General features: G+C 47.9%; 11 protein-coding genes. 1 reads left to right on the top strand and 10 read right to left on the bottom strand.

All coding sequences use genetic code 11. The features are described from left to right. Positions 1-181: 181 nt before the first annotated feature. From ACZ5R2_RS18765 to ACZ5R2_RS18750, 4 genes are all read right to left on the bottom strand, one after another. A complete protein-coding gene (locus tag ACZ5R2_RS18765; RefSeq protein WP_464903090.1) occupies positions 182-1,306 on the bottom strand; it encodes a zinc-dependent alcohol dehydrogenase in 1,125 nt (374 codons plus the stop codon). A gap of 148 nt (positions 1,307-1,454) precedes the next feature. Then, positions 1,455-2,294 (bottom strand): class II fructose-bisphosphate aldolase, encoded by an 840-nt coding sequence (locus ACZ5R2_RS18760; RefSeq protein ID WP_464903091.1) that lies wholly within the window; start codon positions 2,292-2,294, stop codon positions 1,455-1,457. Between the two features lie 26 nt (positions 2,295-2,320). Beyond that, a complete protein-coding gene (locus ACZ5R2_RS18755) occupies positions 2,321-3,835 on the bottom strand; it encodes an L-fucose/L-arabinose isomerase family protein (RefSeq protein WP_464903092.1) in 1,515 nt (504 codons plus the stop codon). A gap of 11 nt (positions 3,836-3,846) precedes the next feature. Next, positions 3,847-4,752, bottom strand: coding sequence for a carbohydrate kinase family protein (locus ACZ5R2_RS18750; protein WP_464903093.1), 906 nt, complete (start codon positions 4,750-4,752; stop codon positions 3,847-3,849). Positions 4,753-4,922: 170 nt separating this feature from the next. Here ACZ5R2_RS18750 and ACZ5R2_RS18745 point away from each other — a divergent pair, with 170 nt between their 5' ends. Continuing rightward, the gene (locus ACZ5R2_RS18745; RefSeq protein ID WP_464903094.1) at positions 4,923-5,765 is read left to right on the top strand and encodes an AraC family transcriptional regulator; all 843 of its coding nucleotides are present in this window, start codon (positions 4,923-4,925) and stop codon (positions 5,763-5,765) included. Between the two features lie 237 nt (positions 5,766-6,002). Here the strand turns inward: ACZ5R2_RS18745 and ACZ5R2_RS18740 are convergent, their stop codons facing one another. The 6 genes from ACZ5R2_RS18740 to oadA all read right to left on the bottom strand — a co-directional run bounded on the left by ACZ5R2_RS18740 (position 6,003) and on the right by oadA (position 13,418). Further along, positions 6,003-6,503, bottom strand: coding sequence for a tetratricopeptide repeat protein (locus ACZ5R2_RS18740; protein ID WP_464903095.1), 501 nt, complete (start codon positions 6,501-6,503; stop codon positions 6,003-6,005). A gap of 68 nt (positions 6,504-6,571) precedes the next feature. Further along, positions 6,572-7,123, bottom strand: coding sequence for a hypothetical protein (locus ACZ5R2_RS18735; RefSeq protein WP_464903096.1), 552 nt, complete (start codon positions 7,121-7,123; stop codon positions 6,572-6,574). 490 nt (positions 7,124-7,613) lie between these two features. Further along, positions 7,614-8,420, bottom strand: coding sequence for a hypothetical protein (locus ACZ5R2_RS18730; protein WP_464903097.1), 807 nt, complete (start codon positions 8,418-8,420; stop codon positions 7,614-7,616). Between the two features lie 98 nt (positions 8,421-8,518). Beyond that, positions 8,519-10,198 (bottom strand): ATP-binding protein, encoded by a 1,680-nt coding sequence (locus ACZ5R2_RS18725; RefSeq protein WP_464903098.1) that lies wholly within the window; start codon positions 10,196-10,198, stop codon positions 8,519-8,521. A gap of 94 nt (positions 10,199-10,292) precedes the next feature. After that, positions 10,293-11,597, bottom strand: coding sequence for a sodium ion-translocating decarboxylase subunit beta (locus ACZ5R2_RS18720; protein ID WP_464903099.1), 1,305 nt, complete (start codon positions 11,595-11,597; stop codon positions 10,293-10,295). A 9-nt stretch (positions 11,598-11,606) separates the two neighbouring features. Then, a complete protein-coding gene (gene oadA, locus ACZ5R2_RS18715) occupies positions 11,607-13,418 on the bottom strand; it encodes a sodium-extruding oxaloacetate decarboxylase subunit alpha (protein ID WP_464903100.1) in 1,812 nt (603 codons plus the stop codon). Between the last annotated feature and the right edge of the window lie 10 nt (positions 13,419-13,428).

Genomic DNA, 13,428 nt, shown 5'->3' with positions numbered 1-13,428 from the left:
CCCTATGCCCTTGATGATAATGAATTAATCCTACTGGTTACATATTACACCTAGATTAATTATTCACCAGCGCAGACCATAAAACATGCAAGATCACTCGCAGAGATATACAGCTTAGAGAAGCGTTAGCGCCGATGGGGCGGACACTAACGCTGTTTGGCAAGGTGGGAGCAGAGGGCGATTAATCGTCGTTAACGGTAATGACTTTGATCCCCTCCATGCGAATATTGGTCTCTACTGCTTCAGTGATCTCATCAAGCGGGAACTCATGCGTGACCAACTTTTCAATCGGCAGACCAATGCGCTTGATGCCTCTCATACACTCAATCGCATTCGGGTAGTCTTCCGGGCTGTAAGCCCAAGAGCCGACTAAGGTAAGCTCTTTATTACAGATATCGATATGGGGATTGTAAGCCGCTTCGCCTAGATTAACGAAGAAACCAACCTCACATAAGCCACCGCCACGCTCAACCAGTTTAAATGCTGTCGTTGCCGCTGCCGTCACACCTGTGCACTGGAAGACAAATTTAGCACCACGCCCGTTGGTGAGCGACTGCACATGAGCGGCTAAATCATCGCTCGAATCGAAGTCCATAAAGTTAACCACCTGCGTGGCGCCGAGCTCTTTTGCCAGCTCAAGACGGGAAGCTTGGCCGTCAACCGCAATAATGTTCTGTACACCCAACGTCTTAAGTACTGCGATGACTGAAAGACCAATTGGACCCGCCCCTTGGATCAATACTGACGAAGCAAAGTTGATTAGGCCAGTCGTTTTCGCACGCTCTACCGCGTGAACCGCAACTGCAACTGGCTCAATGAGGATACGTTCTTTTAGGCTGAACTCAGACACATTAAATAGGGTTGAGCCAGGCTTTATTACCAGATAATCACCAAACCAACCATTGAAGCGGTTTTCTGGCTGATCGCCCATCAGACCATAACAGCCCATGTTTTCACACATATTGGTTCTGGCTGGCGCGGTTTTACATGGCTCACACTCACCACATGGGATGATGCTGGTAATGATCTTAGAGCCAACTTCGATTGGCTTACCGGTGCTATCTCTGCTAACGTTTTTGCCCATCTTAACGATGCGCCCAGTACCCTCGTGTCCCAACACAATTGGCATCACACCAAACGGGTCATTACGGTATTCATGCACATCCGTGCCACACACCCCACAGCCCTCGACCTTAACCAAGATTTCATCATCTTGGATCGGCGGGATCGGGTAAGAAACAAATTCAAAGGTTTTTAAATCGCTCAGGACGGCAACTTTGGCTTTTTCAGGTACAGCAATGCTCATATCAATGCTTCTCTCTATATTGGTAAAAATAGATTGGTAATATTAGGCATCACTTCCTCCCCCATAGTGAAATGGCGAGGCAGTGTTGGCCGGGATATCTGCCCTAGACCGGTCGGCCTAGGGCATTGTTATCGGTGACCCTCACCGATTATAGGTGTGGGTTGACCGCTTTTAGTCTATCTAGAACTACAGCTTGAACCTGCGGGATCACCTCTTTCATGATGAACGGTGGGTACGCCGATGCAACGTCTTTTGCAATCCGCTCGTGCGCTTCACGCATGTAGGTGGTGTGCACTATGGTGCCAATATTAATTTTGCCAATGCCCATGGTGATGGCTTTCTGAATATCTTCATCGGCAATACCAGTCCCTCCATGAAGTACTAATGGATTTGGCACGGCATTCGCGATAGCTTGTAGACGATCAAAATGGATTTTTGGCGTAGTCGGTGTAAAACCATGCGCCGTTCCAATACCCACGGCAACAATGTTTGGGCCAGCTTCTTCGCACAGAGCTACCACATCCGCTACGCTCGCAAGGTAGTCGTCCTCGCTCTTAACCACAACATCACGTCCCATGATCTTGCCAATTTCCGCTTCCACGGTCACACCAGCACTGCTTGCATAGTCTACGACCTCACGCGTCATCTGGATATTGGTTTTAAGATCATGGTGTGAGCCATCGATCATTACCGAATCATAGCCGTCATCAATCGCTTGTTTGCACAGGTCGACCGAGGTACTGTGGTCAAGGTGTAGGTAGATCTTGTTATTCGCTATTTTTTCAAAACCATCAACCATTTTGCGGCACAGGTAGGTGCCATTTAACTCAGCAACTGGCGGGTAAGTCATCGCCATAAAGGGGAGATCTAGCTCATTCGCCGCCAGAGCGACCGCATGTAAGTCATAGATATCATTGATGTTAAACCCAGCCAGACAGCGTTTCTCTCTGCGATAGCTGTTCAGTAGCGACATTAGGTTGGTACTCATAGTCTTGTCCCTTTTAACCTATTGAATTAGTAATCGAGTTTCTTTGGTAATCCACGGCCTGTGGTCTTGGCCTCAGCCGGCGCCAGTTCATTGACACCAACCCAGTAATTAAACTCACGCAGAGTTTCAAGCAGGTGGCCGCGTGCAACGACCCAGTGATGGTCCATGCCGTGATTCATGATCGAACCAGCAATCGATTTAGAGCACAGCTCAAGCGGTGCAACCTCACCATAACAGCCACGGTAACGCATTGGTGAATCAACAATATCCCCCTCAAATGCGAAGATCGTTGAGGCGTGTGGGTACTGATATTTAGCAACTGTGATTGGACCAAGCTCCTGCATAAACTCAAACAGCATGCCGTAGGAATCCTCTGGATCGTAGTTATCCAAGATACTGTGGTTACGCACCTCAAGCTGGGTTCCTTCACGCATCAGTTTGGTTGCTGTGCCACCACAGTGCCACATGCCGACCTTATTCTGTGCATGATCGACAAATGAGAAGTCCATCAAGGTTGGCAACCCTTCGCTCATCGTCAATTCGTTAAAAGTAACCATGGTTAGCAAAGCGCCCATATCCGACTCATCAGCCACTGGAATGCCCAAATCTTGCACTAGCGAGCCTGCGCCATCACCGGCAATCCCGTAGTTATCAAACAGCTCAGGCCAATTCTTAAGCGCGACCCCAACATAGCCATTGCGGTTGGCAAAATCGGCAATAGCCAGAGACAGACGAACCGATTTCAAAACCTCGTCATATTTTACAAAATTGCCTGCCACCATTGGAGATGACAGCAGTTTGTCGACGATTGGGTTAAGGGTTTCCTCACTGAAGTTTTCTTCACCGTGGCGCCAAATGGTTTGCATATCAATACGATCAACCGCTAGGCCAAAGTGCTTAGCAATCGACATCTCATTGAGTTCGCAGTCGTAAAAACCTGGTACGCGCATACCACCGACCATCAAGATCTTAGCATGCTTCAAACGTGCTTTGGCGGAGACGGCTGAAATAAAGCGCCCCAAGGACTCACCAAGGCTATCCGCGCCTGGCTGTTCAAAGATCCACGAGTACTTAACTTCTAAATTAGCAAGATTATTCAGTAAGAAGTTTTGACCACATAAGCGGTTAGCGGTCAGGCTGCCACCAGTCGTTTCAGTGTGTGACCAACTCAGTACCGGTACGTCGTGATCGGCAAGCCAGGTTGCCAATGCCAAGGCTAGGTCACCTTGGATGTATGAAGCTTGGTAAACCACCAGTGCTTTCATACCCTGTGCATAGTAGCGCTCTAGCAGTTCAAGCATCTCTTCTTTGGTTTGAATTGGCTCCTGCTCTGCCAGCATCGAGTTGTAGTCAGTAAACACCTGTTTGACATCACTCACTGCTTGAGTGTATGACTGCTTGGCTTTTTGCCAGTCAAAGTGAAGCTCAAAACCAATACCAATAAAGCCGATAGGGACGTCTTTACGCGGTGCTTTTGGTGTGACAAGTGGGCGCATCTGCTCTTCTAAAAGACCAGTACGTTGATTGAATTTAATGCTCATAGTATTACCTATTATTTGTAATTATTGATAAAAGCGTCGACTTCCGCTGCGGTAGGGAAGGCAGTTCGACCACCAAAATGTGTGGCGACAATCGCTGCAAAGGCAGCAGCAAAAGTCATACGCTGTGCAAGAGGGAACTCTTGAAGTAGTGCGTAAGCATAAGCGGCATGATAAGCATCACCGCACCCGGTGGTATCAACTACCGCGACCTCGAAACAAGGCTGGTGAATCACCTCCTGATCTGCTAGAGCCCAACTACCATTCGCGCCATCAGTAATAACTAGTTGTGCTTTGGTCAGTTCACTCAGCTTTTTCAGACAAGCCTCAGCATTTTGCTCACTGGCAATGAACTGAGCCGCTTCCAGCGGTAAAATTGCGTGTCCAGCCAACTTCAGCATGGTGATAAGCTGCGTGTGATCGCCAGCTTCGATATCAATGACCGAAGGTATCCCGCGTTTTTTTGCCATCTCTAGCAGGGCAATATTGCCCTTAACATCGTAGCCATCAACATAAAGTAGGCGAGTGTCGTCGAGCCAGGCAGGGTCGATATCGGTTGGTGTTAGAGCGCGATAGCCCTGAGTGGTATAAAACACCGTTCGTTCAGCGGTTTTTGGGTCAACTTCCACCAATGCGGTGGCTGGAACAGCAGCTGAATCGTGAAGAAATAGGCTGGTGTCAACCCCACAACGTTCCAGCTCAGAGCGGGCAATGTCACTCTGGGCGTTATCGCCCAAATAGCCTACGAACGCGGTCTTTAGGCCTAAGCTCGCCAAGCCACAGGCGCCATTTCCAGCCGGCGCACCACCTTGAATCATAATATTGTCTACTTCATGCTTGCTGCCCAAGGTGTACTCCTCAGGAAGGGTGACCAATAGGTCCACCACATTGAGACCTGATACAATCACGTCAAAACTCATCGTGTTTCACTCCATCTAAATATGTGAGTCAGTACGGAAATACTAAGAGACAACTTGAGCTTGGCTTAAACACTGAGTTAGTTTGTTTGTGTACTATTTTTCCCCTAGTGGGAATTTATGAATGCTTTATATGGAAAATTAGAGCCTGATCAAGCTTTAGGGAGCGAACGTTGAAACCCATACTAGAACATGTGCCCAATAACCAGCAGCAGTCGCTGTTCTTTAATCAGTACGAAAAAAAGGTCTTCAGCTTTCCGTGGCACTATCATCCACAATGGGAGCTGACTTATATCTTGGCGGGGACGGGGACAGCCTACACCGGCAATGCGGTGCGCCACTACAGTGCCGGAGAGTTGGTTCTGGTGGCACCCAACATCCCCCACTGCTGGAAGAGTGACGGCAGTTCAAAAACTGGTGTAAAATCAGTGTTCGCTCAATGGGATAACAGCTTCCTTGGCGATAATTGGCTAACGAGGCCAGAGTTTGCCAGCATTCAGCACCTGTTTGAGCAGTGCCATAGTGGCCTGTCTTTTATTGGTTGCAACGAGTTGGGAGAATCCCTCAATGCTCTGCGCTTTAAAAGTCCTTTCCATCGCACTATGGGCTTTGTCGACCTATTGCATGAGCTCAGCCTCAAAGAGCATGTCGAGCCGCTGGGCCAAAACACTCATGTGCATCTCGACTTTGGCTCAGACAAACGTATTGAGGCCATTCTCAACTACATCACCGACTACTACGACCAAAAAATCACAGCCGCCGATATGGCGAACGTGACCAACATGACCCCAGTGTCGTTTAGCAAGTACTTCACCCGTACTTTTAGCAAACCATTCACCCAGTTCCTCAACGAGTTCCGCGTTAGTCAGGCTTGTGGCCTTCTAGTCTCTTCCGAACTGTCCGTTGAACAAATCGCCTATCAATGCGGCTATCAAAACATGTCCTTTTTCCATCGCCAATTCAAAACAGTAACAGGACACACACCTAATGGTTTTCGCTCTAGTTACTTGAGCTAATTGAAATCACACGTAAACTCAAAATGGCGCTAATTGAACCCGCATCAGATTGTAAGCGCTCTCGGGACGGACAAATGAACAACAGCGGGGTGGTTACGATACCTAGTTAGTCCTGTCCCCAAAGACAGTTAGCATGGGACACGCCAAACTGGTATTTACTGACAGGATAGGCACTAAAGCGCGTTGTATAGGCACAGTGGCGTGTTACTCCTGTCCCCATGGTTCAGCTAGCATTACTTACTGCTCTACTTTTGCAGACACACCAAAAAATTGCTCAGGTGTTTTCTCTCTACCCTGCGCTATCACATATTCGAGCTCAGTCGCTAACGACGGACTAAGCTCTCTCAAGGTTTCAAGATCGCGTAACGCGAAGTCCGATTTTTGCATTTGCACGTAAAGCACACCGCGATACATGTAGGGTTCGGGAAGATCGGGGGCTAACTCGATGGCTTTGTTGTAGTGGTATAGGGCCTGAAAGTAGTTGTCTTCACCTTGTTTACGTAAGGTGTATGCTAGGTTGTTGTGTGCTTGTGCCCACATCTCCTCTCGCTCGATTGCTCGGCGAAACTTTTTTTCTGCCTTGTTGAACTGGCCATTACGCATTAACTCTACACCTTGATTGTACGTGCGTTCAGCGCGTGTCAATCCACTACTACCACTAGAGCTTGAACCAGAGCCTGCGGCCATAATCGGCGTCACCACGAAGAAAAAGGATAAAATAAGGATATGTTTGAGCATAGTTTCAACCTAGATAAGTGTTTGTTATCTATGCTACGTGCGCAATAGCGTGATGGTTCAGCGTTGGGTTAACAACCGACTGCAGACTCACTATTATTGCTCTCTAGCAATCCCTTATAGGCCAAAGAGAGCGAGGTTACGGTGATGATCATCACCACATTGCTGATAAGGTTTACCGCGATCAATGGCATGCCACTGGATAAAAGTGAGGAAAATAGCAGGCCAAGTGTGGCTGGGTAGACACCCACTACTGCAAACATATAGGCCGACTTTCCCTTAGTCAGCTGCCATGCCTGACGAAACGTAAGGGCATTCTCAGTCGCGATGGCTGGAAGAATCACACATAGGCGACACATGATGACATAGAGTGTTAACATGCCAATAAATACCAATGCCTGAATAAGAATGATATTTTGTGCCAGTGAAGCAAACAAAACCACCGCAACACCGGAAGAGATCAGCGTCAAAGCAAGGCATAAAGAGTAACCTATAAATGCTATCTCCACCTGACCTACGGTAAAACGCCCCCACTTAGGCACTGATTCAACGCCATTGATAACTATCTTGTGCACATTGATCGCTACAACCACATAAAGAAAAGACAGTAAAATGATGCTCAACGTATTGATTAATTCATTATCAACGCTAAATAAAACAAACTCGATCAATATTGACAAAGTGATCGGTAATAAGGTCGCTTTAAACAAAGCTCCTTTGTAATATTTAATAAATAGAAACGAACCTACAATAGTTTTTTTCAACATCCCGATAAACTCTCTTTGGTGGCCTTTGGCGCGGCCTTTGTACATTCCCTGTCAAATCATATCAATGATTGAGTCTTGTTAATTCGCGAAATATTGAATTAGTATCTTATTCTTAAAAAAAACCACCTTTCACTATTTGTGATTTATCTATATTTTTGTCATTTACCTGTAGTAAAAACAACACACCACTATTCATCTAAAGAACGAAGATTGATTACTGACACTCTTCTGTTTTTGGATACTCAAACAAATAGAACTAGGCCAAACGTAACCATGGCCTCGTTCTTTTCGGTGTTGATCTCATTAGCTAGTTGATCATCGACTCATATATTGCAATATCTTACGATTAAAAGATCCTATTGCCGTCCACGTAGTACGATTGCAATTTCGAATGCTCATAGATGCTATCAGATTCACGCAGATCTTTCCCTTCTTGCTCAATCGTCATCTGTACCATCAAGCCTGTCTGCTCATCTAACCAATAATTCTTGTGGTTAATATAGTCTTCAGCAAAGCTACCATCTTCTAGGTAACGATAAGTATGGGAATCGTGGGAAAAATGACAAGAGCGCAGATTTTTGTCACCGATACTCAGTTTTTCAAGACCATTATTGATAAAACTCTCTTGGATATCCGAGTGGTATTCTCGGTCGCTGCCATGACTTCGCTCGACCAGAAATGACTGTTGGCTATCAACATCGCCTACACTCAAATCGTGGCGTAAATAAAACGCCGCAGGAGAGTAATCAGACCAACGCTCTACTTCCTCACCCTCGAACTCTTGTGACCCAACAGCAAGCACACGTCCGTTATCCTTATCAACCGATAGATAGGAGTAGAATGAGCGAACTGGCTCATCAATCACCCTATCTTCAGAGATTTCATAACCAATTAACTCTTTCGAGATTAAATTATGATAACCATTAAAGTACTGCCCTGAGCGAAACTCCTCCGTCAAGGTCAAGGTATAACTATATGGATGTCCTGATTCAACGCCCTCAATCAACCAAGTGGCCTCATGTACTCCATCACGCCAGACATCGGAGTTAAAACAGTTCTCGCCTTGGCTTGTACTGTCTTCGCTTCCACAGCCGACTATGACTGATAACAACAAGACTGACGAAGCAGCACGACACACATTGAGCCTATTCATTAATTTCACCTAGAAGAAAAGGCGCAAATTGTAGCCCAAACATATGATGATTGCATTAATAATAAACCTGTATTTCCGCCCATTTCCAAAGCAAATGACTAGGTTAATGCTTTTAGATCCTGAAATTCTTTGGGTAGATCACCGACCTCCGGTCTATCTAGCTTCGGCACAAATGCAGAAATAACCGTACCTTTGGGCTGCACCTCATCGACCATGATCACTCCACCTGCGTTAGTGATATAGCGATTGCTCAGATATAACCCGACACCTTTTTGTTCATCCTCTTTGCTGCTCACGCCGCGACTGAACATGGTCATGGCAAGCTCAGGATCAATGCCACACCCATTGTCTTTAACCTCAATCACCAACTCTTTACCTTGGTCAGTGATCAGTAGGCTAACGACTTTATTGCTGTCGGGGTTTTTTAGTGTCGCTTCAAAGGCATTATCAAGCAGGTTACCCAGTACCGCACACAGTTCCTTGGTATCCAGAGCACCGCTTTGCTCGCCCAACTGACACTCGGGAGAAAAATGCAGATCTAAACCCAGCACCCGTGCCCTTGCCGCCTTACCTATCATAATCCCGGCGACTTGTTTGCAATGAATTTTCTCGCTAACAAAGTCTACTTTCTCTTGATTTCGATGTTGTTCATTGTAGATAAGGCGCAGCGCGGCACGACTATCGCCCATTTCAATTAACCCACAGATGGTCGAAAGCTTATTTTCATACTCATCTCGCGCCGCGCGCAAACTATCAGTGTATTGCTTGGTTTGGGTCAGCTCTTCGGTCAGGAGTGACAGCTCCTCTTTCTTGCGCAAACTCACCACCCAGCCGGTTAACACCCCTTGGTCATAAATCGCAACCCGATTGGCAATCATGACCTCTCCATTGACTGTAATCAGTTCATTCTTTAGGTTCTCATCATAAGGGGCATGGAAGAAAAACTGGCTTTGATTCACGTAGTCACCGATATCTTTACCCCTTAGTGCTCTTGGGGGCTTGTCGGTTCCAAGCATTTTTAACGCGGTAAAGTTGACGGTTAGAATTCTTCCTTGCTTGTCGATGGCGATAATACCTTCATACACCGAGCGCAAAATGGACTTACGCATATTATAAGCAAAGGCGATTTCTGCAGGCTCTTTACCGTTCATATTACGCTTGATGTGTGTTGAGAACATCCATCCAACAACCAGCGTAATGATGATCACCGCCACCACCCCAATACTCAGCGGCTGAGCGTATTCAAATAGCCACTGATCAAAACGGTCGATTAAGTAGCCCACCGACACCACACCGACGATCTCACCTTGCGAATCGATAATCGCTGCCTTACCGCGCACGGATGGTCCCAGACTACCTTCATTGAGCGACGTATAGTACTCACCCCGGAGCAGAGCTCCCTCATTGTCACGCCCCTCCATCAGTTGCCCGATGCGCTCTGCAACCGGGTGATAGAGGCGTACCCCCCTATCATCACCGATCACAATAAAGTTTGAGTCAGTCAGCTCGCGGCGTCGCTCAATTAGCTGGTCAACTAGCGCGCTGTCTTTGCGCTTCACCGCAGCAATCATTTGTGGGTCAGTTGCAATTTCACGGGCCTGGATCAGCGCCTTACTGCCGACTTGGTCTTGCAGAGCATCCATTGCCACAATATGGAGATTGACGCCAATAAAGCTCAGCTGCAGTGCAATGGAGACCAAAACAAACAGGAAGATCTTATTGCGAAAAGATATGCGACTCTGGATTCTATCCATAGCGGTTAAAGACTTTGCTAACATACGCGCCTCGCTTGCTGGTTAGTTGATAAATTAAGTGGAAAACGACAAAAAGGGAGGCAAGCCGCACTCCCTGTTTTGCCTCGATTAATCACGATTAGCTGGCCAAGACATATTTGATCATCACCCCAGCGGCGACGGCTGAGCCAATCACCCCTGCCACATTGGGCCCCATAGCATGCATCAATAAGAAGTTTTGTGGATTGGCCTCCAAACCTATCTTATTCGACACCCGTGCCGCCATCGGTACAGCGGAAACTCCTGCTGAGCCAAGCAATGGATTGACCTTATCGCTAAATAATCGATTCATGAGCTTAGCCATTAATAGCCCCGTGGCGGTGCCAACACAAAAGGCGACAATGCCAAGGGCTAAAATGCCCAACGTCTGCGGCTGCAAGAACTTATCCGCCATCAGCTTAGACCCCACCGACAATCCAAGGAAGATCGTCACAATGTTGATCAACGCATTTTGCGCAGTGTCATTCAACCTTTCGACCACGCCACACTCACGCATCAGGTTGCCAAAGCAGAACATGCCAAGCAACGGCGTGGCCGAAGGCAAGAGCATGGCAATCAAAACCAGCAGCATCAAAGGAAAACAGACCTTTTCAATCTTGTTGACCTGGCGCAGCTGCTTCATCTCGATTTGACGTTCAGCCTCTGTGGTTAACGCACGCATGATCGGTGGTTGGATCATCGGCACAAGTGCCATGTAGGAGTAGGCCGCGACCGCAATCGCTCCAAGCAGCTCTGGTGCTAACATGCTTGATACATAGATGGCGGTTGGACCATCCGCCCCGCCAATGATCCCGATGGCTGCGGCTTGTGCGACGCTGAAGTCCATGATACCCAGTTGGCTCAGTGCTAATGCACCCAGCACCGTGGCAAAGATACCAAACTGCGCCGCGGCACCAAGCAGCAAGGTCTTCGGGTTAGCGAGCAAGGGACCAAAATCGGTCATTGCTCCCACCCCCATAAAGATCACCAGCGGCCCAACCCCAGATGCGATTGCCACACTATAGAAGGTGTACAGCATGCCATCAGAGTAATTGTATTGCTGAGCTAATAGATGTAACTGCATCTTTTGCTCTGGGTTCGCCATCTCATAGGCATACTTAACCGTCTCAGGCGTGCCGTCAGTAAGCTGCAATACCGAAGAAAACGAGGCTATCACCTCACCCTTGCCAGCATGGATCGCCGCCTCGACTGCACTGACAGCTAGATTCGCATCCGGCAGGTTTGCTAAGATCCCACCAAGGCCTATCGGCACCAACAACAGTGGCTCAAACTGCTTAACAATCGCCAAGTAAAGCAGCCCCATTCCCACCAAAATCATGACACCCTGTCCCAGCTCTAGGTGCAGAAAACCAAAGTCTTGAATTAGCGCTAAAACACTATCCATGTTAGCTCCTTAAGCGAGCGCCAGTAGAGCGTCACCGACTTTGACCGCATCACCCTCGGCGACAGAAAGGTGATCTACCTTTCCATCGCGAGCCGCCTTGATCTCCGTTTCCATTTTCATCGCCTCGAGGATCAGTAGAGTGTCGCCCTGTTTGACTTCTTGACCAGCTTTGGCGTGGATTTTCCAGATATTACCGGCCAAAGGTGCCGCAACGGTTTCACTATCGCCCGTTTGACTATCCCCACTTGGCGCCGCAGCGGGAACTGCTTGTGGCGCGGCGTCAGATTTATCGCCCACTGCCAGCACCTCAGGGTCAGCGCCTTCATTAATTTGTACCACATAGGCCTTATTGTTTACGTTCACTGTGTAAACAGCATTCTCAGCCACCGGCTTGACCGAAACAGACTCTGACTGATTCTGTTTAGCACTTGGTACTGGCTCAAACGCATCCGGGGTATTGCGATTTTCCAAGAACTTCCACGCTACCTGATCAAAGAGGGCAACAGTGAGCACATCGTCGATGGCATTGTCTGCCAATGTCACCCCTTTCTCTTTAGCTTGCGCTTTAACCTCCGACGTCAAGCTCTCCACTTCCGGCTCAATCAGATCGGCGGGACGACAGGTGATCGGCGCGCTGCCCTCCAGCACACGCTGCTGCAAATCAGGGTTGACCGCTGCGGGTGTTTCACCATATTCACCACGCAATACGCCTGCCGTTTCTTTGGTGATGGTTTTATATCGCTCACCCAGCATGACGTTAATTACTGCTTGAGTGCCCACGATCTGCGAGGTGGGTGTTACAAGGGGAATGTAACCCAGGTCTTGGCGCACTTTCGGGATCTCTTCTAGAACCTCATCAATGCGATCCAGTGCATTTTGCTGCTTGAGCTGCCCTTCCATATTAGTCAGCATCCCGCCTGGAACTTGAGCCACCAAAATACGTGAGTCAGAGCCTCTTTGCTGGCCCTCAAATGCATGATATTTCTTGCGAACTTCCCGGAAATACGCAGCGATACTTTCAATTTTCTTGATATCCAGCCCGGTATCTCTTGAGGTTCCTTTTAACGCTGCAACAATCGATTCAGTGGCTGGATGGCCATAGGTTCCACTCATTGACGAGACTGCCGTATCCACACGATCGACACCCGCTTCAATCGCTTTTAATAGTGTCATATCAGCAATACCTGCGGTAGAGTGGCAGTGAAGATGCAGCTCAACATCGAGTTTTTTCTTCAGCGTCGAAACCAGCTCATACGCTTCATACGGCGCCATCACCCCAGACATATCTTTGATTGCAATCGAGTCCACGCCACACTCCACCAACTGCTCAGCAACATCGAGCCAAGACTGCATGGTATGTACTGGGCTGGTGGTGTAGCAAATTGTGCCCTGAGCGTGAGCGCCCTGCTTATTCACCGATAGGATTGCTTGCTTCATATTGCGCACATCGTTAAGCGCATCAAAGACGCGGAACACATCCATTCCATTGACTACAGCGCGCTCAACAAACTTATCGACCACATCATCAGCATAATGACGATACCCCAAAATATTTTGCCCGCGGAATAACATCTGCTGCTTGGTATTGGGCATAGCCTGTTTTAACTCTCGTAAACGTTGCCAAGGGTCTTCACCCAAAAAACGAATACAAGAATCAAAAGTTGCACCGCCCCAAGACTCGAGCGACCAATAACCAATTTCATCCAACTTAGAGGCAATCGGTAGCATGTCATCAATGCGCATGCGGGTGGCAAATAAAGACTGGTGGGCATCTCTGAGTACCACATCCGTGATACCGAGGGGTTTAACTGCTTTGGGCATAATTCATCCT

It is taken from the genome of Vibrio sabulosilitoris, from assembly GCF_055391395.1.
Note: the sequence above shows the minus strand (reverse complement) of the source record. Positions and strands in the feature narration are given on the sequence as shown.